At 71.2% G+C, this 25,250-nt stretch carries 23 protein-coding genes; 15 read left to right on the top strand and 8 right to left on the bottom strand.

Annotated features, from left to right (window positions below; genetic code table 11):
* Positions 1-85 precede the first annotated feature (85 nt).
* The 3 genes from ACZ6MZ_RS09785 to ACZ6MZ_RS09795 all read right to left on the bottom strand — a co-directional run bounded on the left by ACZ6MZ_RS09785 (position 86) and on the right by ACZ6MZ_RS09795 (position 3,474).
* Positions 86-928: a chitosanase gene (locus ACZ6MZ_RS09785; protein WP_469350883.1), complete on the bottom strand. Its 843-nt coding sequence runs from the start codon at positions 926-928 to the stop codon at positions 86-88.
* Positions 929-1,059: 131 nt separating this feature from the next.
* Positions 1,060-1,869 (bottom strand): chitosanase, encoded by an 810-nt coding sequence (locus ACZ6MZ_RS09790; protein WP_469350885.1) that lies wholly within the window; start codon positions 1,867-1,869, stop codon positions 1,060-1,062.
* Positions 1,870-1,950: 81 nt separating this feature from the next.
* Positions 1,951-3,474, bottom strand: coding sequence for an MFS transporter (locus tag ACZ6MZ_RS09795; RefSeq protein WP_469350887.1), 1,524 nt, complete (start codon positions 3,472-3,474; stop codon positions 1,951-1,953).
* Between the two features lie 81 nt (positions 3,475-3,555).
* Here ACZ6MZ_RS09795 and ACZ6MZ_RS09800 point away from each other — a divergent pair, with 81 nt between their 5' ends.
* Together ACZ6MZ_RS09800 and ACZ6MZ_RS09805 are read left to right on the top strand one after the other, a co-directional pair.
* Positions 3,556-3,957, top strand: coding sequence for a winged helix-turn-helix transcriptional regulator (locus ACZ6MZ_RS09800; protein ID WP_384192120.1), 402 nt, complete (start codon positions 3,556-3,558; stop codon positions 3,955-3,957).
* 80 nt (positions 3,958-4,037) lie between these two features.
* Positions 4,038-6,188 (top strand): hypothetical protein, encoded by a 2,151-nt coding sequence (locus ACZ6MZ_RS09805; RefSeq protein WP_389790863.1) that lies wholly within the window; start codon positions 4,038-4,040, stop codon positions 6,186-6,188.
* Positions 6,189-6,339: 151 nt separating this feature from the next.
* On the opposite strand, the gene ACZ6MZ_RS09810 is transcribed toward ACZ6MZ_RS09805, so the two are convergent.
* From ACZ6MZ_RS09810 to ACZ6MZ_RS09820, 3 genes are all read right to left on the bottom strand, one after another.
* Positions 6,340-6,954: a TIGR03086 family metal-binding protein gene (locus ACZ6MZ_RS09810; RefSeq protein ID WP_469350889.1), complete on the bottom strand. Its 615-nt coding sequence runs from the start codon at positions 6,952-6,954 to the stop codon at positions 6,340-6,342.
* 119 nt (positions 6,955-7,073) lie between these two features.
* Positions 7,074-8,705, bottom strand: a complete 1,632-nt coding sequence (aceB, locus tag ACZ6MZ_RS09815; RefSeq protein WP_469350891.1) for a malate synthase A — start codon at positions 8,703-8,705, stop codon at positions 7,074-7,076.
* A gap of 232 nt (positions 8,706-8,937) precedes the next feature.
* Positions 8,938-9,549: a nucleotidyltransferase family protein gene (locus tag ACZ6MZ_RS09820; protein WP_389791968.1), complete on the bottom strand. Its 612-nt coding sequence runs from the start codon at positions 9,547-9,549 to the stop codon at positions 8,938-8,940.
* A 249-nt stretch (positions 9,550-9,798) separates the two neighbouring features.
* Between ACZ6MZ_RS09820 and ACZ6MZ_RS09825 the strand changes: the two genes are divergently transcribed.
* The gene (locus ACZ6MZ_RS09825) at positions 9,799-10,119 is read left to right on the top strand and encodes a DUF5955 family protein (RefSeq protein ID WP_389791966.1); all 321 of its coding nucleotides are present in this window, start codon (positions 9,799-9,801) and stop codon (positions 10,117-10,119) included.
* A 34-nt stretch (positions 10,120-10,153) separates the two neighbouring features.
* Here ACZ6MZ_RS09825 and ACZ6MZ_RS09830 read toward each other — a convergent pair whose 3' ends face one another.
* On the bottom strand, positions 10,154-10,957 hold the full coding sequence (locus tag ACZ6MZ_RS09830; RefSeq protein WP_469350893.1) for an IclR family transcriptional regulator: 804 nt from the start codon (positions 10,955-10,957) through the stop codon (positions 10,154-10,156).
* Between the two features lie 390 nt (positions 10,958-11,347).
* Here ACZ6MZ_RS09830 and allB point away from each other — a divergent pair, with 390 nt between their 5' ends.
* From allB to ACZ6MZ_RS09855, 5 genes are all read left to right on the top strand, one after another.
* Positions 11,348-12,685 (top strand): allantoinase AllB, encoded by a 1,338-nt coding sequence (gene allB, locus ACZ6MZ_RS09835; protein WP_469350894.1) that lies wholly within the window; start codon positions 11,348-11,350, stop codon positions 12,683-12,685.
* 2 nt (positions 12,686-12,687) lie between these two features.
* Positions 12,688-13,815, top strand: coding sequence for an allantoicase (alc, locus tag ACZ6MZ_RS09840; protein ID WP_469350895.1), 1,128 nt, complete (start codon positions 12,688-12,690; stop codon positions 13,813-13,815).
* Positions 13,816-13,995: 180 nt separating this feature from the next.
* Positions 13,996-15,219 carry a sensor histidine kinase gene (locus ACZ6MZ_RS09845; RefSeq protein ID WP_469350897.1) on the top strand — a complete coding sequence of 408 codons (1,224 nt, stop codon included), beginning with the start codon at positions 13,996-13,998 and terminating at the stop codon, positions 15,217-15,219.
* Positions 15,216-15,905 (top strand): response regulator, encoded by a 690-nt coding sequence (locus tag ACZ6MZ_RS09850; protein WP_389791959.1) that lies wholly within the window; start codon positions 15,216-15,218, stop codon positions 15,903-15,905. The genes ACZ6MZ_RS09845 and ACZ6MZ_RS09850 overlap by 4 nt, the downstream gene beginning before the upstream one ends.
* A 4-nt stretch (positions 15,906-15,909) precedes the next feature.
* Positions 15,910-17,103 (top strand): cytochrome P450 family protein, encoded by a 1,194-nt coding sequence (locus ACZ6MZ_RS09855; RefSeq protein WP_389791957.1) that lies wholly within the window; start codon positions 15,910-15,912, stop codon positions 17,101-17,103.
* An 85-nt stretch (positions 17,104-17,188) separates the two neighbouring features.
* Here ACZ6MZ_RS09855 and ACZ6MZ_RS09860 read toward each other — a convergent pair whose 3' ends face one another.
* Positions 17,189-18,193: a Gfo/Idh/MocA family protein gene (locus ACZ6MZ_RS09860; RefSeq protein ID WP_384190995.1), complete on the bottom strand. Its 1,005-nt coding sequence runs from the start codon at positions 18,191-18,193 to the stop codon at positions 17,189-17,191.
* Positions 18,194-18,363: 170 nt separating this feature from the next.
* Here ACZ6MZ_RS09860 and ACZ6MZ_RS09865 point away from each other — a divergent pair, with 170 nt between their 5' ends.
* The 7 genes from ACZ6MZ_RS09865 (at position 18,364) to ACZ6MZ_RS09895 (ending at position 25,234) form a co-directional block, all read left to right on the top strand.
* Positions 18,364-19,101, top strand: coding sequence for a GntR family transcriptional regulator (locus tag ACZ6MZ_RS09865; protein ID WP_384191027.1), 738 nt, complete (start codon positions 18,364-18,366; stop codon positions 19,099-19,101).
* 113 nt (positions 19,102-19,214) lie between these two features.
* Positions 19,215-20,213, top strand: coding sequence for a substrate-binding domain-containing protein (locus ACZ6MZ_RS09870; RefSeq protein ID WP_384337431.1), 999 nt, complete (start codon positions 19,215-19,217; stop codon positions 20,211-20,213).
* A 146-nt stretch (positions 20,214-20,359) separates the two neighbouring features.
* Positions 20,360-21,376, top strand: a complete 1,017-nt coding sequence (locus ACZ6MZ_RS09875) for a sugar ABC transporter substrate-binding protein (protein ID WP_469350899.1) — start codon at positions 20,360-20,362, stop codon at positions 21,374-21,376.
* Entirely contained in the window at positions 21,373-22,440 is a 1,068-nt protein-coding gene (locus ACZ6MZ_RS09880; RefSeq protein WP_469350901.1) for an ABC transporter permease, read from the top strand. The genes ACZ6MZ_RS09875 and ACZ6MZ_RS09880 overlap by 4 nt, the downstream gene beginning before the upstream one ends.
* Positions 22,437-23,252, top strand: a complete 816-nt coding sequence (locus ACZ6MZ_RS09885) for an ATP-binding cassette domain-containing protein (protein WP_469350902.1) — start codon at positions 22,437-22,439, stop codon at positions 23,250-23,252. The genes ACZ6MZ_RS09880 and ACZ6MZ_RS09885 overlap by 4 nt, the downstream gene beginning before the upstream one ends.
* A 249-nt stretch (positions 23,253-23,501) precedes the next feature.
* Positions 23,502-24,659 (top strand): ROK family glucokinase, encoded by a 1,158-nt coding sequence (locus ACZ6MZ_RS09890; RefSeq protein ID WP_384190986.1) that lies wholly within the window; start codon positions 23,502-23,504, stop codon positions 24,657-24,659.
* Positions 24,656-25,234, top strand: coding sequence for a hypothetical protein (locus ACZ6MZ_RS09895; RefSeq protein WP_386876222.1), 579 nt, complete (start codon positions 24,656-24,658; stop codon positions 25,232-25,234). The genes ACZ6MZ_RS09890 and ACZ6MZ_RS09895 overlap by 4 nt, the downstream gene beginning before the upstream one ends.
* Positions 25,235-25,250: the final 16 nt, after the last annotated feature.

Consider the following 25,250-nt stretch of genomic DNA (forward strand, 5'->3'; position numbering starts at 1 on the left):
CGCGCGGATGTCCGGTCGAGGGGGACGGCCCTCGACCAGCTGCCACGGCCCCGAGCGGGGTCCGTGGCAGCCGTACCCGCCCTGCTCAGCCGATGTGGAAGCTGTCGCCGTACACCTTCCAGTCGAGCGGCGGATCCAGGTTCAGATTGCCCTCGTCGAGGAACACCCGCTGCGCGGTGTCCACCCGGCTGGTGTCCTCGTGCGCCTCCTCCTGCTTCATCGCCCAGACCCGGGCGTCGAGATAGGCGTTCAGATAGCGCGTCTCGTCGCCGCCCTGGGCCGGCGTCGTCGCGTTGGCCAGGGCCCGCTCGCGGATACTGCCGAAGCTGGTGCTGTCGCCGCCGTCGCCGTGCATCACGATGGCGTCGTAGTAGATGAACTGCCCGAGCGTGGACAGGCCGTCCTGCTTGGCGCGGTTCACGGCCGGGTTGAAGTACACCCGGTCGCGTTCGTCGTTCTGCGCCGTCTTGAACGCCGAGTCCTGGGCGGCCTGCTTCCAGGCGGCGGTGAAGCCCGGGTCGAGCCCCTCGTGCGAGTCAGTGCCGTCGACCTCCCGCAGCGCGGGCAGATACCGGGCGAGCGGATTGCCCGGCGCGCGGTCGGTGTACCGCTCGACGAGGTCCAGCATGTCGCCCGTACCGGAACAGAATCCGATGATGCCGGCGGTGTAGCCGCGGCCGTCGCCGATGTCCTCGATGTAGCCGTACTGCGCCTTCCAGTCCAGCGAGGAGTTCTCCGCGCTGGAGACGAGCTGCATGGCGATGTCCTTCTTCGCCGGATCGTCCAGTCCCGCCGCCGCGGCCGGGGCCGCCGCGACGGCGGTGGCGGCGCCGACGGGCTCCGGCGCCGCGTGCGCCACGGTGGCGGTGGCGGAAGCGGCGACCAGTGCCAGCGCGAGCAGAGCGGTGCGTATGTGGGGGGTGGGCACCCTGACCTCCAAGGGAGAGCGTGTGGCTGCGCTTATCTGTTAGGAAGCTTTCCTACCAAAGGAGGAGGGTGGCGTACAGCCATACGGAGGTGAAGAAGGGGTGAGGGCCGGACAGTTGTCCCGTTTCCCCGCTACTCGGCGGCGAGGTAATAGCTGTCGCCGTACACCTTCCAGTCGAGCGGCGGGTCGAGGGCCAGATTGCCCCGGTCGAGGAAGACCCGCTGGGCCGTGTCGATACGGCTGGTGTCGGAGTGCGACGGCTCGCGGCGGATCGCGGCGGCCCGTGCGTCCAGGAACGCGTGGAGATAGCGGGTCTCGTCGCCCCCGCGGCCGGGGGATTCGGCCGTGCGCAGGGCCTGTTCGCGGATCGCGCGGAATCCGACCGAGCCCCGGGAGTCCCCGTAGCCGTGCATCACATAGGCGTCGTAGTAGATGAACTGCCCCAGTGTGCCGAGCCCGTCGGTCTTCGCCCGGCTGACGGCGGGGTCGAAGTACAGCCGGTCGCGCTCCGCGTCCTGGGCCTTGCGCATGGCGCGATCCCCGGCCGCCGCCTTCCACGCGTCGGTGAACGCGCGGCCCAGCCCCTGGTGGGAGTCGCCGCCCCTGACCGCGCGCAGCGCGGGGAGGAAGGAGGCCAGCGGATTGTCCGGCCGCGCGTCCGTGTACCGCTGGACGACCTGGAGGAGATCGCCGCAGCCGGTGCAGAAGCCGACGATGCCGGCGGTGTAGCCGCGGCCGTCGCCGATGTCCTCGATGTAGCCGTACTGCGCCTTCCAGTCCAGCGAGGAGTTCTCCGCGCTGGAGACCAGACGCATCGCGATCTCCTTCTTCGCCGGACTGTCCAGCCCCACGGACACGCCCGAGGCGGAGGAGCACGCGGCGCAGGCGATGAGCGTCAACAGCAGCGGAACGAGCGGTAGTCGGCGGAGCGCGTGGATCACGAATCGGCCCTTTCCCGCGAGGTGCGCCGGTCCTCGCGGTACGGGCCGGCCGGCTTCCGAGATTACGTGAGTTCTCCCGGATCATCCCGTATGGGTGGTGGACGGTGTGTGAACCGTACCGGTCGCGGCAGGGGCTCCGGGGGCAGGAGTGGTGCCCGGTTCCGGCTGGCTCCCCTTCTCCTTCGCCTTCTTCGTCTTCTTCGTACGCGGCAGAGTCGCCGCCACGACCAGCGCCACCGCCACCACCACGGCCGCCGTACGGAACGCGAGCCGGTAGCCGTCGCTGAGCGCCTGGACCGCGCCGTCGCCCGCGGCGAGCACCTCGCGCGTACGTTCCGAGGCGAGGGTCGAGTGCACAGCGAGGCCGAGCGCGCCGCCCACCACCTGGGTCGTGTTGAAGAGGCCCGAGGCCAGACCGGCGTCCTCCTGGCGTACACCCGCCATCGCCAGACCTGTCAGCGCCGGCATGGCAAACCCGAAGCCGACCCCGAGCAGCACCATGACCGGCAGGACGTCGACGGCGTACGTCCCCTCCGCGGGCGCCCGTCCGAACAGTCCGAGCCCGACGACGATCAGTGTGAGCCCGGCGAGCAGCACGGGGCGCGGTCCGAAGCGGGTGCTCAGCCGCGTGGAGAAGCCCAGCATCATGATGCCGATGACGACGGGAGCGGGCAGGAACGCGATCCCCGTCAGCAACTCGTCGAGGCCCAGCACCCGCTGAAGGTAGAGCGCGCCGAGATACTGGAAGGTGAACATCCCCGCGACCATCAGCATCTGTACGAGATTCGCGCCCCACAGGGTCCGGGAGCGCAGCAGCCCCAGTCGCAGCAGGGGATCGGCGGCGTACGACTGCCGCACGGCGAAGGCCGCCAGCAGCAGTACGGAGAGCGCGCCGAAGCCGAGGGTGTGGGCCGAGGCCCAGCCGTGGTCGGCGGCCTTGACGATGGTGTAGACGCCGAGCATCAGCGCCGCGGTGACCAGCACCGCGCCCACGTAGTCGGCGCCCCTGCCGAGTCCCAGCCCGGCGTCGGCCGCCAGCACGCGCCGGGCGGCGATCAGGGCGGCTACCCCGATCGGCAGATTGATCAGGAAGATCGAGTGCCAGCCGAGAGTCGAGGTGAGGGCCCCGCCGAGAAAGGTGCCGAGCGCGCCGCCCGCGGCCGCGACCGCGCTGAACACCGCGATGGCCCTGGCCCGGTCACGGCCTTCGGGGAAGAGCGCCACCAGCATGCCCAGCACAACCGCCGAGGTCATCGCGCCGCCGATGCCTTGCAGGAAGCGCGCGGCGATCAGCGCGCCGGAGCCGGTGGAGATCCCGCACAGCAGCGAGGCGGTGGTGAATACGGTGAGCCCGGCGATGAACATCCGCCGCCGGCCGATGAGATCGCCGAGCCGCCCGGCGAGCAGCAGCAGTCCGCCGAACGCGATGAGATACGCGTTGACGACCCAGGCGAGCCCGGCCGGCGAGAAGCCGAGATCGGACTGGATCGCGGGCATGGCCACGGTCACGATGCTGCCGTCGAGAACGGTCATCAGCGTCCCCGCGCACAGCACGATCAGTGCTGTCCAGCGCGAATGATGAGAGGGTGTAACGATCCTGTCCACGGTCCGGACCTCCAAAGGTGCACGACTTGTAACAGAGGTAATCGTGGGTGACCATGGAGTCCGCTGTAAGGAGGCACTTCGATGTCCCAGGGGAACACGCGGGTAACCCCCCAGGTCGTGCACGCGCAGGCGTGCCCGGTCCGCGAAGTTCTTGACAGGGTCGCCGGCAAATGGAGCGTCCTGATCATCATCGCCGCCGCCCATGGGCCCATCCGCTTCACGGAGTTGGAGCGCTCCATCGAAGGCATCAGCCGCCGGATGCTCACGCTGACGCTGCGCAATCTGGAGCGCGACGGGCTGCTGATCCGTACGGTGCACGCGACCGTTCCGCCCAAGGTCGAGTACGAACTGACCGAGGTCGCCCGCGAGTTGCACGCGTCGCTGCTCGGGCTCACCGACTGGGCCGAGCGTCATCGCGTGACCATCGCCGAGTCGCGGGCGGCGTACGACGAGGCGCGCGGACGCGGGCTCAACGCGGTCTGAGGCGGTTCCCGAACCGGTCCCTGCCTCCCGGCGGGGGCGGTCGCCGGGCGTTGTCAGACCCCCGTGGCAGCATTCCGGCCATGGATCTCGTACAGGTATTCGCCGATCTGGACACACGGCCGTGGGCAACCCTTGAGCATGCTTACGGCAGCGCCGCCGATGTGCCCGACGCGCTGCGGGCGCTGGCGAGTGAGGACGAGGAAGAGGCGGCGGCGGCTCTGAGCGAGCTGTACGGCAGCATCCTGCACCAGGGCTCGGTGTACGAAGCCTCCGCGGCGGCCGTGCCCTATCTCGCCGGACTGGCCGCCGCCGGGGTCCTCGCCGATGAGCTGCTGGTCTTCCTCGGCGGGGTGGCCGAGAGCGAGGGTGTGTACGACGGCACCCCGCCCGGCGACTGCCAGGCCGCCGTCGTCGCCCAACTGCCCCTGATCCTGCCGCTGATCGACGCCGACGACTCCGGGGTGAGGCAGGCGGCGGTCTGGGCGGCGGCATGTGCCGGAGCCGCGGGGCCGGTCCTTCCCGTGCTGCTGCGGCGCTGGGAGCAGGAGCAGGATCCTGTCGTACGGGCCGAGCTGCTGGCCGGGATCGTACGACTGGACGGGGCGGTCACACCGGGCACATCCGGCGCGGCCGCACTCGCGACGGCGGCGCTGGACACGGCGGAGCCCGCGGAGCTGCGGATCGCTGCGGTTCTCGGCTGTCTGGACCTGGAGCTGCCCTGGACCGGCACGCACCATGAGGCGATGCTGTCGCTCCTTCCCGCCGATGAACTGGTCACCGGCCGCTTCGACCTGGAGCGCACGGAGCCGCTGCAGTGGGTCGTCGAGGCCCTGCTGCACCGCGAGACGTCCGCGGACCGCGAGGCGGCGTTCGCGCTGCTCGACGCCGCACTCCGGTCGGGAGACGCCGCGGTCGGCGCGGAGGCCCTGTGGGCGGCCGAGCAGGCGTGCGTGTTCTCGCGCAGCGCGCCGGCCAGGCTCGCGGCCCCGGTGACCGCCCTGCTGGACGAGCCGGCCTCGGCGCTGTCCGCCATCGGCATCCTCACCAAGCTCGGCGCGCACGCGGCTCCCGCCGCCCCGGCTCTGACCGCGCTCGCCTCCGAGGCCGACGGCCTCGCGGACCACGCGCTCCAGGCCCTGATCGGGGTGGATCCGGAGGGGGCCGCCCCGCTGCTCGCCCGTGACCTGCCCGAGCGCCCCCGGGCCCTCGGTGCGGCGGTCGGCTTCCCGGGCGGCCGGTCCCCTGTGTCGTTCCCGTACCACCCGGAGCTGCTGGCGGCGGTACGCGCCCGGCTGACCGCCTCGGATCTCGACGGGAACGAGCCGATCCACCTCACCCGGCTGCTCAGCTGCTGGGGCGAGCGGGCCGCGCCGGCCTTCCCCGAAGTGGCCGCACTCCTCGGGAAGTTCCCTGTCTTCGTGCCCCGCGCGATGGCGGCCGTCTGCCCCGCGCGGGCCGTCGGGCCACTGGGCGAGGCCGCCGTCTCGGGACCGGAAGAAGGCCGGTTCGCCGCGGCGCGTGCGCTGCACGGTCTGACCGGCGACCCCGAGCCGCTGCTGACCGTCCTCACCGCCGAACTGGCGGCGGAGGACACCTACCGGATACGGGACGCCGCCGGTGCCACGGCCGAGCTGGGCGAGGCCGCCGCCGTACTGCTTCCGAGTCTCCGGGCGGCCCTCGGCAAGGACGACGAGCGCCGTACGACCCCGCGGATGGACGCCGATCTGGAGATCGCGCTCGCCCTGTGGCGGCTGACCGGCGATCCCGACGACGCGCTGCCGGTGATCGCCGGCGTCCTGGCGGCGACGGCCGCCGACTGGATGCGGTGGACCGCCGTACGAGCGGCGCGGGCCGCCGCCCTCCTCGGCCCGGCCGCCGCCGCGTTGCGCCCCGCTCTGGAGCGCGGTCTGGAGCAACCGGACCAGACACCGTCCATGGCCCTGGCCCTGCTCGCGACAGTGCCCGCCACCCAGAACCGGACCCGGCTGGCGGACCTGGTCCTGGCCTCGGCCGAGGACGACGCGGACCCGATGGGCGCCGTGGAGGCGCTTGCGGTGCTGGGCCCCGAGCAGCTGTCGGAGGCCCACCTCCACCGCCTGACCGCCCTGGCGGAACGGGACCGCCGCGTATGGATCACCGGCATCGAACCGGAGCTGACCCGGGCGGACGCCCGCTTCCAGGAAGCGGCCCGAGCCCTCCTGCGGACGGCTCGCGAGGCCGCGAAGGACTGACGCGAAGGACTGGCGCGAAGTACTGACACCCCTGCCCCGGCCGACATCCCTGCCCCGGCCGACATCCCTGCCCCGGCCGGCCGGCGACCGGGGCGTCAGCGGTGAGCTGCCCAGCCGTAAGGCCCCCCGGCCTCCGGTTGGGCAGCCCGGTTCACTCCCCGGGCTTCCAGTCCGGGCGGCGGCCGCTCCGGCCGATCACCCGGTCCAGCAGCGGGGCGTCCTCGGGGACCTCGACCGGCGGGCCGAAGAGGTTCGACGAGGCCGAATCGGCGTCCGCGGGTTCGGGCGGCGGGGCGAGCAGCGCGTACGACGCCTGGAGGCTCACCTCGTCGGGGGCGTACGGCTGGTCGGTGCTGCGCGCCAGGTCCCAGCCGTGGATCTGGACCTCATTGAGACCCACGAGGCCCGTCACCGAGCCCGGCAGATCGACCCCGCCGACGCGGGTGTGGCCCTGCCAGGCATCGGGCGAGCGCCACGCGGCGGCCATCTCGTCGAGCTGCCGCGGCAGCGCCTCACGCCAGTCGGCGGGCAGCACGGGCAGCCCCCCGTCCGGCGAGGAATCCGTCGTCGGGCCCAGTTCCTTTTTCGCCGCGTCGCGGAACGCCGTGGTCAGCCCGACGAGATGCGCCAGCACGTCCCGTACCGCGTAGTCGGGACAGGGCGTCGGGCCCGTGAGCTGCTCGTCGGTGATGCCGTCCAGCAGCCCGGCCACCTCGCGGCACACGGGCCCGAGGTCGAGCATCTCCGCTTTCGTTTCTGTGTCCATGAGGGGTGGACCGGTCCGGTCAGCGAAACTCATCGCTCCCGCCGCACATTGCTCCGCCCCCGGCGCCGTGCGGGGCCGGGGGCGGAGATATGTGCGACGGGAGCGGGCGGGGTCCGGGGTCAGCCGCGGAGCTGTTCGTACGCCGGCAGCGTGAGGAAGTCCGTGTAGTTCTCGTCCAGTGCGACCGTCAGCAGCAGGTCGTGGGCCTGCTGCCACGCGCCGGACGCGAAGGCTTCCTCGCCCACCTCCGCCCGGATCGCGGCGAGTTCCTCGGCGGCGACCTGGCGGGCCAGTTCCGGCGTGGCCCGCAGGGTCCGGCCGTCGTGCTCGAACTCGACGCCCGCGTTGATCCACTGCCAGATCTGCGAGCGGGAGATCTCCGCGGTGGCCGCGTCCTCCATCAGGTTGAAGATGGCGACGGCGCCGAGGCCCCGCAGCCAGGCCTCGATGTAGCGGATCCCCACCTGGACGGCGTTGCGCAGGCCCTCGTACGTGGGCTTGGCGTCGAGGGAGTCGACGGCGATCAGATCGCCCGCGGCCACGGACACGTCCTCGCGGAGGCGGTCCTTCTGATGGGGCCGGTCGCCGAGGACCGCGTCGAAGGAGGCCATGGCGATCGGCACCAGGTCCGGGTGGGCGACCCAGGAGCCGTCGAAGCCGTCACCCGCCTCACGGTCCTTGTCGGCCTTGACCTTCTCGAAGGCGACCTTGTTGACCTCGGCGTCGCGCCGGGACGGGATGAAGGCCGCCATGCCGCCGATGGCGTGCGCGCCGCGCTTGTGGCAGGTGCGGACGAGCAGTTCGGTGTAGGCGCGCATGAACGGCGCTGTCATCGTGATGGCGTTGCGGTCCGGCAGGACGAACTTGGCGCCGCCGTCACGGAAGTTCTTGATGATCGAGAAGAGATAGTCCCAGCGGCCCGCGTTGAGCCCGGAGGCGTGGTCGCGCAGCTCGTAGAGGATCTCCTCCATCTCGTACGCCGCGGTGATCGTCTCGATGAGCACGGTCGCGCGGACGGTGCCCTGCGGAATGCCGGTGTAGTCCTGGGCGAAGACGAAGATGTCGTTCCAGAGGCGGGCCTCCAGGTGCGATTCCGTCTTCGGGAGATAGAAGTACGGGCCCTTGCCCAGCTCGATGAGGCGCTTGGCGTTGTGGAAGAAGTACAGCCCGAAGTCCACCAGCGCGCCGGGCACCGGCACGCCGTCCAGCTGGAGATGACGCTCCGCCAGATGCCAGCCGCGCGGGCGCGTCACGACGGTCGCGAGCTGGTCCTCGGCCTTGAGGGCGTACGACTTGCCGGAGTGCGGGTCGGTGAAGTCGATACGGCGCTCATAGGCGTCCATCAGATTGAGCTGACCGACGATCACGTTCTCCCAGGTGGGAGCGGAGGCGTCCTCGAAGTCGGCGAGCCAGATCTTCGCGCCCGAGTTCAGGGCGTTGATGGTCATCTTGCGGTCGGTCGGACCGGTGATCTCCACCCGGCGGTCGTTCAGCGCGGCCGGCGCCGGGGCGACCCGCCAGCTCTCGTCCTCGCGGATGGACGCGGTCTCCGGCAGGAAGTCCAGGCTGGAGGTGCGGGCGATCGAGGCGCGGCGCTCGGCGCGGCGGGCCAGCAGCTCGTCACGACGGGGGGTGAACCGCCGGTGCAGCTCGGCCACGAACGTGAGGGCCGCATCGGTGAGGACCTCGTCCTGCCGGGGCAGGGGCTCGGCATCGACGACGGCCAGCGGGGAGGGCGCTGGTGCGGACATGAGCTGTCACTCCTTCGCGGGCGGCACCTGACGGCCGCCGGGTCGCCTCGGACGGCACGGGGTGCCGTGGCGTGGGGAAGCGGTCGCGGGCACCGTCCGAGGTGTCGGGCGCTTCTGACCAGTGGATGCTAGTTTCCTCATGGTGGAAGTTCAATGGTTTGTTGATGTCGAGACTCTCCGGGTCGACAGATCACGACGCGCGGTGCCACCGCCCCGCACACGGGGTGCGGCCCTATTCGAGGTGGGACAGATCTTCCTCCGTGTCGATGTCGTACGCCTGCGCGACATCCCCGCACTCGACGAGAACGATGTCGCTCTCATGGCCCCTCAGATAGTCGCGTGCCCCCTGATCGCCCCGCGCATCCGCCGCGATGTCCGCCCAGCGGCGGGCGCCGAACAGCACCGGATGGCCGCGCCTCCCCTCGTACGAGGCCGACGCCAGCGAGTCCGGGGTGCGGTACGCGGCCACCACCCTGGCCACCGCCGCCGCGCCGATCCCCGGCTGGTCCACCAGGAGGACCAGGGCCGCCCGTGCGTCCGTACCGGCCAGTGAGGCGAGACCCGCGCGCAGTGAGGACCCCATGCCGTCCGCCCACCGGGGGTTGTCTACCAGGACGCAGCCCGGCAGCTCGGCCCGGTTCCGCACCTCCTCGGCGGCCGCGCCCAGCACCACATGCACCGGGCCGCAGCCCCCCTCGCGCAGTGTGCGCGCGGCGTGCTCGACCAGCGGCCGGCCGCGGTGCGGCAGCAGCGCCTTCGGGCGTCCGCCCAGCCTGCGCCCGCCGCCCGCGGCGAGCAGCAGCCCGGCGACGGGCGGGTTCGTCTCGTTGCGTGTGCCTGCCATGGGGCCTGCTTACCTCATCCGGGGGCGGTGCGTCGGATGCCCGGTGTACGGCGGCTGCCGGTAAGGGGGCTACCGAGAGTTCCGTTCTCATTCCCGTGGCATTCGGCCCGCGGAGTGGCGCGTACCGCACGGAATGGCGTTAACTTGCCCACGAACCTAGGCGCTTGACCACCGTCCGGGGAGACGTACAGGCGCAGAGGTATGCCCGGCACAAGGACGTGCGCGGGGCGAGGGGTGAGGGGGAGAGCTTTGTTGCGGAGCGTGGGACAGACGCCGGTGACAGAGAAGCGCGAGGATCCGAGGGTGACGGAGCTACGTGCTGCCGTCTTCCGGCTCCGGCGCGAACTGGCCGGACACCCGGCCGAGTTCAGGGACCGGGCCATCGCCGAGGACGAGCTGGGCGCGCTTGCCGCGATGGTGGCGAGCGGCGATCCCGAGGTTTCCCGTATGCGCCGCTCGCTGCTGCTGATCGTGGGCTCGATCGGTTCGGTGAGCGCGCTCGCACCCGCGCTGATGGGCGTACGGAACGCCGTCGACCTCTTCGGAGGACTCTCCAGCCGGTTCCGCTAGGTCCGATCCGCCGTACACGGCCCAGGACAGTTCCTCAGCCCTGCGTCGTCGTGTTCGCGAGCGCCTCGGAGAGATCCCGCGCGACCTCCTGGAGCACCGGGACGATCCTCTCCATGGCCTCCTCCGTCACCCGGCCCGCCGGACCGGAGATGGAAATCGCCGCGGCCGTGGGGGAGTTGGGCACCGGAACCGCCAGGCAGCGGACCCCGATCTCCTGCTCGTTGTCATCGATCGCGAACCCGGCCCGACGCACCTGTTCCAGGGCCTCCAGGAAGCCGTCCGGCGTGGTGATCGTCTTTTCCGTGGCGGCCGGCATGCCCGTACGGGCGAGCAGGGCGCGGACCTCCTCCGGCGGGGTGTGCGCGAGCAGCGCCTTGCCCACGCCCGTGGAGTGGGGGAGGACCCGGCGGCCCACCTCGGTGAACATCCGCATCGAGTGCTTGGACGGGACCTGTGCGACGTACACGATCTCGTCGCCGTCGAGCAGCGCCATGTTCGCGGTCTCGCCGGTCTCCTCGACCAGCCGGGCCAGATACGGCCTGGCCCAGGTGCCGAGCAGCCGGGACGCCGACTCGCCGAGGCGGATCAGGCGCGGCCCGAGCGCGTACCGCCGGTTGGACTGCTGGCGCACATAGCCGCAGGCGACCAGCGTGCGCATCAGCCGGTGGATGGTCGGCAGCGGCAGACCGCTGCTGGCGGAGAGCTCGCTCAGCCCGACCTCGCCGCCCGCGTCCGCCATCCGTTCCAGCAGATCGAAGGCGCGCTCGAGGGACTGGACGCCGCCGCTGGCGGAGGCGGATTTGGTGGCGTCGGTGGTGCTGGCGCTGGACGACGGCACGGCAACGGTCCTTTCGGGGCGGGCGGGGCCAGAAAGCAGCGTACCGGGCCATGCGCCGGGGCACAGGGCCGCCGGTGCGGCGTCTCTGCCGGTCAGGGCGTGTTTGTCCGATGTCCGCGGTCACCCGTGGTGATCTTTTTATGCTGGAGAGGGGCAAAGATACATTCTGCTCGCTGAAATATTGGTTCCGCTCTGTGGAAATAAGCAAGTCTAGCGCGCCGATGCCCATGGCGGGGGCGGTGCGGGAAGTGTGGTCTTGACGGGCCGGGGCCCGGAGTGAAGACTCCTTCAACAGTTCGTTGAATTTCGCTCCGTGGGAGCTCCCGCGGAGCTCCGCGAAAGCGCCGTGGGAGTGAGCGCACGGGAAGCGCACGGGAAGTGAGGTCACGGGTGTCCGAAGTGAGCCTGGTACTGCGTTCGACGCGCGTCATCACCCCCGAGGGGACACGGGCCGCCTCGATCGCCGTCGCCGACGGAAAGATCACGGCCGTCCTGCCGTACGACTGCGAGGTGCCGGCCGGCGCCCGGCTGGAGGACGCCGGGAACGATGCCGTACTCCCCGGTCTTGTCGACACCCATGTCCATGTGAACGACCCCGGCCGCACCGAGTGGGAAGGCTTCTGGACCGCCACCCGCGCCGCCGCGGCCGGTGGGATCACCACGCTGCTCGACATGCCGCTCAACTCCCTGCCGCCCACCACGACGGCCGCCCATCTGCGCACCAAGCGGGAGGTGGCCCGTACGAAGGCCCATGTCGACGTGGGCTTCTGGGGCGGCGCCGTCCCGGACAACGTCAAGGATCTCCGGCCGCTGTACGACGCCGGGGTGTTCGGCTTCAAATGCTTCCTCTCGCCCTCCGGTGTGGAGGAGTTCCCCGAGCTGGACCAGGAGCAGCTCGGCCGCTCGCTCGCCGAGATCACCGGCTTCGGCGGACTGCTGATCGTGCACGCCGAGGACCCGGGCGAGCTGGCCTCCGCGCCGCAGCGCGGCGGTCCTGCCTACGCCGACTTCCTGGCGTCCCGGCCGCGCGACGCCGAGAACGCGGCGATCCGGGGCCTCATCGCCCAGGCGAAGCGGCTCGGCGCCCGGGTGCATGTGCTGCATCTGTCCTCGTCGGACGCGCTGCCGCTGATCGCCGAGGCCAAGCGGGAGGGGGTGCGGATCACCGTCGAGTCCTGCCCGCACTTCCTGACCCTCACCGCCGAGGAAGTCCCCGACGGGGCAACGGAGTTCAAGTGCTGCCCGCCCATCCGCGAGACCGCGAACCAGGACGCGCTCTGGCAGGGACTGGCCGGCGGCACGATCGACTGCGTCGTCTCCGACCACTCGCCCTGCACCACCGACCTCAAGACCCCTGACTTCGCCTCCGCCTGGGGCGGTATCTCCTCGCTCCAGCTGGGCCTTCCGGCGATCTGGACCGAGGCGCGCAGGCGCGGCCACTCCCTGGAGGACGTCGTCCGCTGGATGTCGGCGGCCCCCGCCGCCCTGGCCGGACTGGCCGGCAAGGGCGCCATCGAGGCCGGCCGGGACGCCGACTTCGCGGTCCTCGCGCCCGATGAGACCTTCACCGTGGACCCGGCCGAGCTGCACCACCGCAATCAGGTGACGGCGTACGCGGGCAAGACCCTCCACGGAGTCGTCAGGTCGACCTGGCTGCGCGGCGTCCCCGTCGCCCGCGACGGCGCCCCCACCGAACCCACAGGACGACTGCTGGAAAGGAACAACTGACCGTGTCCGAAGCCCCGTTGTCCACGCCCTCCTTCACCGGTGACGCGGCCCCGTACGGCGGCGGCGACCCGTACGCCGACTACCGCACCGCCGACTTCCCCTTCACGCACCTCGCCGACCTCGCCGACCGGCGGCTCGGGGCCGGGGTCATCGCCGCCAACGACGAGTTCTTCGCCGAGCGCGAGAACCTGCTGAAGCCCGGGGCGGCGGAGTTCGACCCGGAGCGCTTCGGCCACAAGGGCAAGATCATGGACGGCTGGGAGACGCGGCGCAGGCGCGGCGCCGGCGCGGAGCGGCCGCACCCCACCGACGAGGACCACGACTGGGCGCTGGTCAGGCTCGGCGCACCCGGAGTGATCCGCGGGATCGTCGTGGACACCGCCCACTTCCGTGGCAACTACCCGCGGGCGGTCTCCGTCGAGGGCGTCTCGCTGCCCGGCTCCCCGTCCCCCGAGGACCTGCTCGGCGACCAGGTGAAGTGGACCACCCTCGTACCCCGCACCGATGTTGGCGGCCACGCGGCCAACGGCTTCACGGTCGACGCCGAACAGCGCTTCACCCATCTGCGGGTCAACCAGCATCCCGACGGCGGGATCGCCAGGCTGCGGGTGTACGGCGAGGTCGCTCCCGACCCGGCATGGCTCGGCGTCCTCGGTACGTTCGACCTCGTCGCACTGGAGAACGGCGGCCGGGTCGAGGACGCCTCCGACCGCTTCTACTCGCCCGCCACCAACACCATCCAGCCGGGCCGCTCCCGCAAGATGGACGACGGCTGGGAGACCCGGAGACGCCGCGACCTGGGCAACGACTGGATCCGCTACCAGCTGGTGGAGCAGGCCGAGATCCGCGCCGTCGAGATCGACACGACGTATCTGAAGGGCAACGCGGCCGGCTGGGCGGCGCTGTCCGGGCGGGACGGCGGGACGGGCGACTGGACCGGGATCCTGCCCAGGACCCGGCTCCAGCCCGATACGAACCACCGGTTCGTGCTGCCGGCGGGCGTGGTCGCCACCGACGTACGGATCGACATCTTCCCCGACGGCGGGATCTCGCGGCTGCGGCTCTTCGGCTCCCTCACCGAGCAGGGCGCGGCCCGGCTCTCCGCCCGCCACCAGGAGCTGGGCGGCTGACCCCGGCCGCCCGTACGCGTGGGGGCGGCCGAAGTCGGTGCCCGCCCGTACCCATGGGAGTGGACTGACCCCGGCCGCCCGTACCCGTCGGGGTGGCCGAAGTCGGTGCCCGCGCGACTTTGGTATCTCTCCTCCTCCACCGGGGTCCGCACCGGCCTCCGCCTGCGTAAATTCATGGCTATGACGCGCACGGAGTACCCCTGGCTGCTCCCCTCGGAGATGGTCGGTCCGTGGGGCCCCGCGCTGCCCGGCGACCGGGGCGGGGCCCGGCCGCGCCGTACCGTGCGCGACTGGGTCGTGGACACCCTGATGTTCCTCAGCGCCGCCACCATCGGCCTGGTCGCCCTCGATGCCGCCGAGCGGGCGGGCAACCCGGATCCCGTCGTCTTCGCCGATCTGATGGTGGGCGTGGTGGCCTGCTGCGCCGTCTGGGCGCGGCGGCGCCGGCCGGTGGGGCTCGCCGTCGCGCTGGCCGTGCTCAGTTCGGTGGCGCCGGTCTCCGGCGGGGCGGCGCTGGTGGGCCTGTTCAGCGTGGCCGTGCACCGTCCTTTCAGGCCCGTCGCGATCGTCGGAGGACTGTCCATGGTGGCCGGGGCCGTCCTGGCCGTCGTCCGCCCCGATCCGGACACCTCGGTGCCGGCCGGGATCATCGCCACCGTGCTCCTGGTCCTGCTGGTCATCGGCTGGGGCATGCTCGTACGGGCCAGGCGCCAGCTGGTCGCCGCGCTGCGCGAGCGTGCGGTGCGCGCGGAGACCGAGGCCGGACTCCGCGCCGAGCAGGCGCAGCGGCTGGCCCGCGAGGCCATCGCCCGGGAGATGCACGATGTGCTCGCCCATCGGCTGACCCTGCTCAGCGTCCACGCGGGCGCCCTCGAATTCCGGCCCGACGCGCCGCCGCCCGAGGTCGCCAGAGCCGCCGGGGTGATCCGGGACAGCGCGCACGAAGCCCTTCAGGACCTGCGCGCGATCATCGGCGTCCTGCGCACGCCCGGTGACGAGGGCGACCGCCCGCAGCCCACTCTCGTCACCCTCGACGCCCTGGTCGCCGAGTCCCGTCAGGCCGGCATGAACGTCACCCTCGACAGCAGGATCGACGACCCGTCAGCCGTCTCGGCGGCCACCGGCCGCACGGCCTACCGCATCGCCCAGGAAGGCCTGACCAACGCCCGCAAGCACGCGCCGGGCACCGAGACCACCGTCGAGGTGAGCGGCGGACCGGGGGACGGGCTCACCGTGGCAGTGCGCAACGACGCCCCGGTGGGCGAGGTCCCCGAGGTCCCGGGATCCGGCCAGGGACTGATCGGACTGACCGAACGCGCCACGCTGGCCGGTGGCCGGTTCGAGCACGGACCCACGGGTGAGGGCGGTTTCGCCGTCCGGGCGTGGCTACCGTGGACCTCATGACCATCCGGCTGATCATCGTCGACGACGACCCGCTCGTCCGCGCGGGGCTGACCTTCATGCTCGGCGGCGCCGACGACATCGAGATCGTGGGGGAGGCTTCCGACGGCACCGAGGTCGCGGCCCTCGTCGAACGGAGCGCGCCCGATGTGGTGCTGATGGACATCCGGATGCCGGTCATGGACGGGCTCACCGCCACGGAGACGCTGCGCCGCCGCCCGGACGCCCCCGAAGTCCTCGTCCTGACCACCTTCCACGCCGATGAACAGGTGCTCAGGGCGTTGCGCGCCGGAGCAGCCGGCTTTGTCCTCAAGGACACCGCGCCCGCCGAGATCGTCACCGCGGTACGGCGGGTGGCGGCCGGTGATCCGGTGCTCTCACCGGCGGTTACCCGCCAGCTGATGACCCACGTGGCGGGGGCGGCGACGGGCACCCGCCGGGACTCCGCGGCGGACCGGCTCGCCTCCCTCGCCGAGCGGGAGCGGGAGGTGGCGCTCGCCGTCGGCCGCGGCCGGTCCAACGCGGAGATCGCCGCCGGTCTCTATCTGAGCGTCCCCACCGTCAAGGCCCATGTCTCGCGCATCCTGGCCAAGCTCGGGCTCAACAACCGGGTCCAGATCGCCCTGTTGGTGCATGACGCGGATCCGGCCACGGGTGACGGCGGTGGACGGACCGGCGACGTACGCTGACCCGATGTCGGTCATCGAACTGGAAGAATACGGGCCGGACTTCAACACCGACCCCTATCCGTACTATGCCAAGCTGCGCGAGGCGGGCCCCGTCCATCAGGTGAGGACGGCGGACGGCAACCGCTTCTGGCTGGTCGTCGGATACGAGGAGGGGCGGGCCGCGCTGGCCGACCCACGGCTGATCAAGTCACTCGCCGCCGTGGGCTACGAGTCCGCCGACGAGGCGATCATGGGCCCGCATGTGCTGACCCTCGATCCGCCCGACCACACCCGGCTGCGGAAGCTGGTCGCCCCCGAGTTCACCGCGCGCCGCGTGGAGCATCTGCGCCCGCGCATCCAGCGGATCACCGATGACCTGCTGGACGCCATGGTCCCGGCGGGACACGGCGATCTGGTCGACGCGCTGGCCTTTCCGCTGCCCATCACCGTCATCAGCGAACTGCTCGGCGTGCCGCACGCGGACCGTGACACCTTCCGCGCCTGGACCAACGAGATCGTCGCACCCACCACTCCGACCGGTCCCCGGGACTGCACCATCGAGCTGTGCGCCTATCTCGACTCCCTCATCGAGGACAAGCGGGCCTCCCGGCCCGCCGACGATCTGCTCTCCACCCTGCTGCGCACCCGCGCGGAGGACGGCGACCGGCTGTCCGCGGCCGAACTGCGGGCGTGGGCCTATGTGCTGCTGATCGCCGGACATGAGACGACTGTCAACCTGATCTCCAACGCGGTCCGTTCCCTGCTCTCCCACCCCGCCCAACTGGCCGCGCTGCGGGCCGACTTCTCGCTGCTCGACGGTGCGATCGAGGAGACGCTGCGGTACGAGGGGCCGGTGGAGACCAGCACCGTACGGTTCACCAAGGAGCCGGTCCCGTACGGCGACACGGTGATTCCGGCCCGTGAGACGGTCCTGATCGGGCTGGCCTCGGCGGACCGCGACCCGGCCCGCTTCCCCGACCCGGACACCTTCGACATCCGGCGCTCCACGACGGAGGGCCGGGGCCACGGCCATCTCGCCTTCGGCCACGGCATCCACTTCTGCATCGGCGCCCCGCTGGCCCGGCTGGAGGGCCGCATCGCCCTCCGTACGCTGCTGGAACGCTGCCCCGAGCTGGCGCTCGACCCGGCGGCCGGCCCGTACGACTGGCTGCCCGGCCTGCTGATCCGCGGCGTACGCCGGCTGCCGGTGCGCTGGTAGGAACAACGGCACGGTGTCCCCGCTCGGCCGAGCGGGGACACCGCGTCCGGGCCTCGTGCGCCGGGGATCTCGGCCCCGGCCGAGCTCAGCCGCCGGGGATCTCCGCCAGCGGCACCGGGCGCCGCTCGCGCCGGGACAGCTCGCACGCCTCCGCGATCCGCAGCGCGTGCAGCGCCTCCCGCCCGTCGCACGGATTGTCCAGCTCGCCGGTGACGACCCTGAGGAAGGCGTCCAGCTCGGCCTCGTACGCCGGGGCGAACCGCTCCAGGAAGCCCGGCCACGGGTTGTCGCAGGGCGGCGGGCCCTTCGGCTCGGTCGAGGTGATCGGCGTACGGTCGTCGAGACCGACCGCGAACTGGTCCAGTTCGCCCGCCAGTTCCATCCGTACGTCATAGCCCGCGCCGTTGCAGCGGGTGGCGGTGGCGGTGGCGAGCGTCCCGTCATCGAGGGTGAGCACCACGGCCGCGGTGTCGACGTCCCCGGCGTCGCGGAACATCCCGGGCCCGGCGTCCGAGCCCGTCGCGTACACCTCCACGACCTCACGGCCGGTGACCCAGCGCATGATGTCGAAGTCATGGACCAGACAGTCGCGGTACAGGCCGCCGGACAGCGGCAGATACGCCGCGGGCGGCGGCGCCGGGTCCGAGGTGATCGCCCGTACGGTGTGCAGCCGGCCGAGCCGGCCCGACCGTACGAGCTCGCGCGCCGCGCCGTACCCCGCGTCGAAGCGGCGCATGAAGCCCAGCTGCAGCACCGTGCCCGCCGACTCGACCTCGCTCAGCGCGCCCAGCGTGCCCGGCAGGTCCAGGGCGATCGGCTTCTCGCAGAACGCCGGCAGGCCGGCCCGCGCGGCCCGGCTGATCAGATCGGCGTGGGCCGAGGTGGCGGAGGCGATCACCACGGCGTCCACGCCCCAGGTGAAGACCTCGTCGACGGAGGGGGCGGCGGTCGATCCCGTCCGGTCGGCGACCCACGCCGCCCGTGCCGAGTCGGTGTCCGCGACAACCAGGGAGCCGACCTCGCGATGGCGGCTGAGCACGCCCGCGTGGAAAGTACCGATACGGCCCGTGCCGATGAGTCCGATGCGCATGGCCCCAAGGTGGCCATACGCCCCATGCCATGTCAAGCATTTGTCCTGACAATCGAACTTCACGACTTCCCGTCAACATTCCATGCGACTACGCTCGACCCGTGCCCAATCAGCCGAGATCAGCGCAGCCCGGACAGGAGAAGCAGCCCGGACAGGAGAAGGAGCACGCCCTGCCGCTCCAGCTCAGCGTGGACCGCACCAGCCCGGTCCCGCTCTACTTCCAGCTGTCGCAGCAGCTGGAGGCGGCCATCGAACGGGGCCGGCTGGCACCGGGCAGCCTTCTCGGCAACGAGATCGAGCTGGCCGGCCGGCTCGGACTGTCCCGGCCCACCGTCCGGCAGGCCATCCAGTCCCTGGTCGACAAGGGACTGCTGGTGCGCCGCCGGGGTGTCGGCACCCAGGTCGTACACAGCCAGGTCAAGCGCCCGCTGGAGCTGAGCAGCCTCTACGACGATCTGGAGGCGGCCGGCCAGCGCCCAGCCACCCGCGTCCTGCGCAATACGGTCGAGCCCGCCACCGCCGAGGTCGCGGCCGCGCTCGGCATGGCGGAGGGCGCGGAGGTCCGGCTCATCGAGCGGCTGCGGTACGCGCACGACGAGCCCATGGCGTATCTGCGCAACCATCTGCCGACCGGGCTGTTCGACTGCGACACCGGCCATCTCGAGGCCACCGGTCTGTACCGGATGATGCGGTCCGCCGGGATCACCCTGCACAGCGCCCGGCAGACGGTCGGGGCGCGGGCCGCCACCGCCGAGGAGGCCGAGCGGCTGACGGAGCCGGCCGGGGCTCCGCTGCTCACGATGGAGCGGATCACTTTCGACGACACCGGCCGGGCCGTCGAGTTCGGCTCGCACATCTACCGCGCCTCGCGGTACGCCTTCGAATTCCAGCTGCTCGTCCGGCCGTAGCCCCGCCCCTCCTCGTAAGAATGTACTGACAAAGTTATTGACGGGGCCGCGTGAGGGCCGCTAGAACTCCCCCCAGCCGCAACGGGGCGGCCGGGAGAGAAGGCGGAACCATCATGCGAACCACTCGCACGGCCACGGCCCTGCTCGCCGTATGCGCACTGGCCGTTGTCGCCGGATGCAGCGGTTCCGGCGGCAAGGGCTCCGAGGACAAGGCTGATGGGAGCGGGGGCGGCGGCAAGACCGTCACCACCGCCCGGATGAAGATCGCGATGGTCACCCACTCGGGCGAGGGCGACACGTTCTGGGACATCGTCCAGAGCGGCGCCAAGGTCGCGGCGGCCAAGGACAACGTCGAGTTCCTCTACGCGGCCAACAAGGAGGGCAAGGAGCAGGCCCAGCTCGTCCAGACCTACATCGACCAGAAGGTAGACGGGCTCGTGGTCACCCTCGCCAAGCCGGAAGCGGTCAAGGCCGTCGTCGCGAAGGCCGTCGCCGCCGGTATCCCCGTGGTCACGATCAACTCCGGCGCCGAGTTCTCCGAGGAGATCGGCGCGCTCAGCCATATCGGCCAGGACGAGGCCATAGCCGGTGAGGCCGTCGGCGAGGAGCTGAACAAGCGCGGCAAGAAGAAGGCCCTCTGCGTCATTCACGAACAGGGCAATGTCTCGCTGGAGGCGCGCTGCGCGGGGGTCAAGAAGACCTTCGACGGGACCGTCGAGAACCTCAACATCGAGGGTACGAACATGCCCGCGTCCACCTCCTCCATCGAGGCGAAGCTGCAGAGCGGCAAGGACATCGACGCCGTCGTCACCCTGGGCGCCCCCTTCGCGGCCGCCTCCGTCCAGGCCAAGCAGGGCGCCGGATCCACGGCCGAGATCGACACCTTCGACCTCAACGCCGAGGTGGTCAAGCAGCTCAAGTCCAAGGAGATCGGCTTCGCGGTGGACCAGCAGCCCTATCTCCAGGGCTATCTCGCCATCGACGAGCTGTGGCTCAACAAGGACAACGGCAATGTCATCGGCGGCGGCAAGCCGGTGCTCACCGGACCGGCACTGGTCACCGAGAAGGACGTGCCGGCGCTGGAGAAGTTCACCAGCCGCGGCACCCGGTGAAGCATCCGGTGATATATCCGATGAAACATCCGGACGCCCACCCGATGACCGTCCGCCGAACGGCCATGACCGATACTTGGGCGGCCGGGCCGGGCCTGAACGGGCCCCGGCCGCACCGAGGAGTACAGCAAGAAGGGCACGGCGTCGTGGCAACGGTTCGGACAGGGGTACGCGCGATGGGCGCCGTGCTCGCGGCAGTACTCGGGGCTTCGGCCCTCGCGGGGTGCAGCAGCACGGGCGGCAAGCGCGCCGAGGAGCGGGCCAGGCAGGCCGAGGCCCAGGGACGGGCCGCGGTGAACACGCCCGAATGGACCGTGGCCATGGTCACCCACTCGGGCGACGGTGACACCTTCTGGGACATCGTCCAGAGCGGCGCCGAGCAGGCGGCCGTCAAGGACAACATCAAGTTCCTGTACGCGAACAGCGACGAGGGCCAGCAGCAGGCCCAGCTCGTCCAGTCCTACATCGACAAGAAGGTCGACGGACTGATCGTCACGCTCGCCAAGCCCGACGCCATGAAGGCCGTCGTCGCCAAGGCCGTCAAGGCCGGCATCCCGGTGATCACCGTGAACTCCGGCACCGAGCAGTCCAAGCAGTTCGGCGCGCTCAGCCATATCGGCCAGGACGAGTCCATAGCCGGTGAGGCCGTCGGCGAGGAGCTGGCCGAGCGGGGCAGGAAGAAGGCCCTCTGCGTCATCCACGAGCAGGGCAACGTCGGCCACGAGCAGCGCTGCGCCGGAGCGAAGAAGACCTTCGACGGCTCCCTGCAGAACCTCTACGTCGACGGAACGAACATGCCGGACGTCCAGGCGTCCATCGAGGCGAAGCTCCAGACCGACCGGAGCATCGACGCCGTCGTCACCCTGGGCGCCCCCTTCGCGGACGCCGCCGTCAAGGCGAAGGAGTCCGCGGACAGCGAGGCCGAGATCGACACCTTCGACCTCAACGCCAAGGTCGCCGCCTCGCTCAGCGCGGGCACCCTCGGCTTCGCCGTCGACCAGCAGCCCTACCTCCAGGGGTACGAGGCCGTGGACCTGCTCTGGCTCTACCGGTACAACGCCGATGTGCTCGGCGGCGGCCGCCCCGTCCTCACCGGACCGCAGATCATCACGCGCGAGGACGCCGGGGCGCTGGCCGACTACACGAAGCGGGGTACCCGATGACCGCGACCGCACCACCGGTGGACGACAGGCCGGAGAAGCCGGCGGGCGACGACGAGCGGCTGCTCCGCGCCTCGCCCCTGCGCGCGCTGCTCGGCCGGCCCGAGCTGGGCTCGGTCGTCGGCGCCGTGGCGGTGTTCCTCTTCTTCGCGGTCGTGGCGGACTCGTTCCTGCGGGCCGCCAGCTTCGGCACCGTCCTGTACGCGGCCTCGACGATCGGGATCATGGCGGTCCCGGTGGCGCTGCTGATGATCGGCGGCGAGTTCGACCTCTCCGCCGGGGTGATGGTGACCAGCTCCGCGCTGATCTCCTCGATGATCAGCTACCAGATGACGGCGAACGTCTGGGTCGGCGTCCTGGTGTCGCTGCTGGTGACGCTGGCCTTCGGAGCCTTCAACGGCGTTCTGCTGACCCGTACGAAACTGCCGAGCTTCATCATCACGCTCGGCACCTTCCTGATGCTCACCGGCCTCAATCTCGGCCTCACGAAGCTGATCAGCGGCACGGTCTCGACCAAGAGCATCGGCGACATGGAGGGCTTCTCCTCCGCCAGGAAGCTCTTCGCCTCCCAGCTGACCATCGGTGACGTCGATCTGAAGGTCACCATCCTGTGGTGGGCCGCGCTGGTCGCGCTGGCCACCTGGATCCTGCTGCGGACCCGCTTCGGCAACTGGATCTTCGCGGCCGGCGGCAACGCCGAGGCCGCCCGCGCGGTCGGCGTCCCGGTACGCAAGACCAAGATCGGGCTGTACATGGGCGTGGCCTTCTGCGCCTGGGTCTCCGGACAGCATCTGCTCTTCTCGTTCGATGTCGTCCAGTCCGGCGAGGGCGTCGGCAACGAGCTGATCTACATCATCGCGGCCGTGATCGGCGGCTGCCTGATCACCGGCGGCTACGGCTCCGCGATCGGCTCCGCGGTCGGCGCGTTCATCTTCGGCATGACCAGCAAGGGCATCGTGTACGCGGAGTGGAACCCGGACTGGTTCAAGTTCTTCCTCGGAGCGATGCTCCTTCTGGCCACTCTGCTCAACGCATGGGTGCGCAAGCGCGCGGAGGCTTCCCGATGACGGCACTGGTCGCACTCGACAACGTCAGTAAGTACTACGGCAATGTCCGCGCCCTGGAGGGCGTCTCGCTGGAGGTCCACGCCGGCGAGATCAGCTGTGTGCTCGGCGACAACGGCGCCGGGAAGTCCACCCTGATCAAGATCATCGCAGGGCTGCACCGGCATGACGCGGGCGACTTCCTGATCGAGGGCGAGAAGACCGCCCTGTCCTCGCCCCGCGAAGCCCTGGACCTGGGCATCGCCACGGTCTACCAGGACCTCGCCGTCGTACCGCTGATGCCGGTCTGGCGGAACTTCTTCCTCGGCTCCGAGCCGACCCGGGGCAGCGGGCCCTTCAAACGGCTCGACGTCGAGCTGATGCGCAGGACCACCCGGGCGGAGCTGCTGCGGATGGGCATCGACCTGCGCGATGTCGACCAGCCCATCGGCACCCTCTCCGGCGGCGAGCGCCAGTGTGTGGCCATCGCCCGCGCCGTCCACTTCGGCGCCAAGGTCCTCGTCCTGGACGAGCCGACCGCGGCCCTCGGGGTGAAGCAGTCGGGCGTGGTGCTCAAGTACATAGCCGCCGCACGTGACGCCGGACTCGGCGTGGTGCTCATCACCCACAACCCGCACCACGCCTTCCTGGTCGGCGACCGTTTCGTGCTGCTCAAGCGCGGAGTCATGTCGGCCGCCCACACGAAGAACTCGATCACTCTGGACGAGCTGACCCGACAGATGGCGGGCGGTTCCGAGCTGGAGGAGCTGAGCCACGAACTGGAGCGCGCCCCCGTCCCCACCCACCTCGGCGGACATCCGGTGGACGAGGCCTGATCCGGGCCCGCGAAGATCCGCCGGACAGGGCCTGGCCGGTCAGGGGCGCTCGGCGCCCCTGACCGCCCGCACAGCGCCCCCGCCGTCCCGGATGGCAGAATCGGCCACAGCGGACGCCGTCCGCCGCGGCTGCCCGACCGGGCCGGCCGGCCCCGACCCCGCAGGGACGACACGACTCGTGCGAGTACCCAGTTGCCGACTCACCCGGCACGGCAGCCCTGAGCCGATGCGCGCGAGGGGACGGCGCCGATGAGCACGTACCGCGACTTCGCGCACCGCGGCTCCGCCCGCGCCACCGTCCTGCGGACCGTCGGCACCCGCGAGCGCCGCTCCCTGCTCACCGCGCCCCGTGTCCCGACCGTCGGCATCGACATCGGCGGTACGAAGGTGATGGCAGGCGTCGTCGACCCGGACGGCAACATCCTGGAGAAGCTCCGCACCGAGACCCCGGACAAGTCCAAGAGCCCTCGGGTGGTCGAGGACACCATCGTCGAGCTGGTGCTCGATCTCTCCGACCGCCACGATGTGCACGCCGTCGGCATCGGCGCGGCCGGCTGGGTCGACGCCGACCGCTCCAAGGTGCTGTTCGCGCCGCATCTCGCCTGGCGCGACGAACCCCTCAGAGACGCCCTCTCCAGCCGGCTCGCGGTCCCCGTGATGGTCGACAACGACGCCAACACCGCCGCCTGGGCGGAGTGGCGCTTCGGCGCCGGGCGCGGCGAGGACCACCTCGTCATGATCACGCTCGGCACCGGCATCGGCGGCGCCATCCTGGAGGACGGGCAGGTGAAGCGCGGCAAGTTCGGTGTCGCCGGCGAGTTCGGCCATATGCAGGTCGTGCCCGGCGGTCACCGCTGCCCGTGCGGCAACCGCGGCTGCTGGGAGCAGTACAGCTCGGGCAACGCCCTCGTACGGGAAGCCAGGGAGCTGGCCGTGGCCGACTCCCCGGTCGCGTACAACATCATCGACCGCGTCAAGGGCAACGTCCAGGAGATCACCGGACCGCTGATCACCGAGCTGGCCCGCGAGGGCGACGCCATGTGCATCGAGCTGTTCCAGGACATCGGACAGTGGCTCGGTGTCGGCATCGCCAATCTGGCCGCGGCCCTCGACCCGTCCTGCTTCGTCATCGGCGGTGGCGTCAGCGCCGCCGACGATCTGCTGATCGGCCCGGCCCGCGACGCCTTCCGCCGCCATCTCACCGGCCGCGGCTACCGCCCCGAGGCCCGGATCGTCAAGGCACAGCTCGGCCCCGAGGCGGGCATGGTCGGCGCCGCCGACCTCTCGCGGCTGGTGGCCCGGCGCTTCCGCCGCGCCAACCGCCGCCGCGCGGAACGCCACGAGCGGTACGAGCGCTACGCCCAGGCCATCCGCACCGTCCGTACGACCCAGGAACCGCCCTCATGACCGTGTCCCTGCCGTCGCTGTCCTCGGCGGAGGGCGGCAAGCCGCCGGAGGACCGCCGTCATCGCATCCGCCGGCGCTGGCTGACCGCCGTCGTCATCGTGCTGCTCATCGGCATCCCGGCCGGCTATCTGGTGATCTCGGCCGGGCAGAGCCGCGACAGCGGCCGGGACAAGGAGACCGAGTCCTCGGCCACCGGCCTCCAGCATCTGCGCCCCTCCAAGATGAAGCGCCGCATCTTCGAGGTGCCGATCCCGCCCGGGGCCACCCGGGTGCGCTACTACGAGACGAGTAACTGGAAGTCCAGCCGGCTGTACGTCCAGTTCGACGTCACCTCCGGGCGGCTCGACACCTTCCTGAGCGAGATGGGCACCAGCCGGTCCGCGCTCAAGGACGGCGCCATCACGATCGCCCCCCGCGACCGGCGTACCGTCGGCTGGAACTTCGGCATCCCCGGCCACGACTGGGCCGGCACCAGCCACCGGCAGCAGGACCCCCGGCCCAGCCAGGACGTCGTCGTCGACCTCACCGAGCCCGGATTTCCCCGGGTGTACGTCGTCTCCACCACGACCCCGTGAACGAACGGACCGGTCG

The sequence above is a fragment of the Streptomyces sp. NPDC042201 genome, from assembly GCF_055582185.1.

Coding starts and splice junctions, on each gene's coding strand:
- aceB (WP_469350891.1), bottom strand. CDS start 8,705: ATGTCCGCACCAGCGCCCTCCCCGCTGGCCGTCGTCGATGCCGAGCCC.
- ACZ6MZ_RS09805 (WP_389790863.1), top strand. CDS start 4,038: ATGGATCTCGTACAGGTATTCGCCGATCTGGACACACGGCCGTGGGCA.
- ACZ6MZ_RS09890 (WP_384190986.1), top strand. CDS start 23,502: ATGAGCACGTACCGCGACTTCGCGCACCGCGGCTCCGCCCGCGCCACC.
- ACZ6MZ_RS09860 (WP_384190995.1), bottom strand. CDS start 18,193: ATGCGCATCGGACTCATCGGCACGGGCCGTATCGGTACTTTCCACGCG.
- ACZ6MZ_RS09845 (WP_469350897.1), top strand. CDS start 13,996: ATGACGCGCACGGAGTACCCCTGGCTGCTCCCCTCGGAGATGGTCGGT.
- ACZ6MZ_RS09870 (WP_384337431.1), top strand. CDS start 19,215: ATGCGAACCACTCGCACGGCCACGGCCCTGCTCGCCGTATGCGCACTG.
- ACZ6MZ_RS09820 (WP_389791968.1), bottom strand. CDS start 9,549: ATGGCAGGCACACGCAACGAGACGAACCCGCCCGTCGCCGGGCTGCTG.
- ACZ6MZ_RS09895 (WP_386876222.1), top strand. CDS start 24,656: ATGACCGTGTCCCTGCCGTCGCTGTCCTCGGCGGAGGGCGGCAAGCCG.
- ACZ6MZ_RS09800 (WP_384192120.1), top strand. CDS start 3,556: ATGTCCCAGGGGAACACGCGGGTAACCCCCCAGGTCGTGCACGCGCAG.
- ACZ6MZ_RS09855 (WP_389791957.1), top strand. CDS start 15,910: ATGTCGGTCATCGAACTGGAAGAATACGGGCCGGACTTCAACACCGAC.
- ACZ6MZ_RS09885 (WP_469350902.1), top strand. CDS start 22,437: ATGACGGCACTGGTCGCACTCGACAACGTCAGTAAGTACTACGGCAAT.
- ACZ6MZ_RS09810 (WP_469350889.1), bottom strand. CDS start 6,954: ATGGACACAGAAACGAAAGCGGAGATGCTCGACCTCGGGCCCGTGTGC.
- ACZ6MZ_RS09850 (WP_389791959.1), top strand. CDS start 15,216: ATGACCATCCGGCTGATCATCGTCGACGACGACCCGCTCGTCCGCGCG.
- ACZ6MZ_RS09880 (WP_469350901.1), top strand. CDS start 21,373: ATGACCGCGACCGCACCACCGGTGGACGACAGGCCGGAGAAGCCGGCG.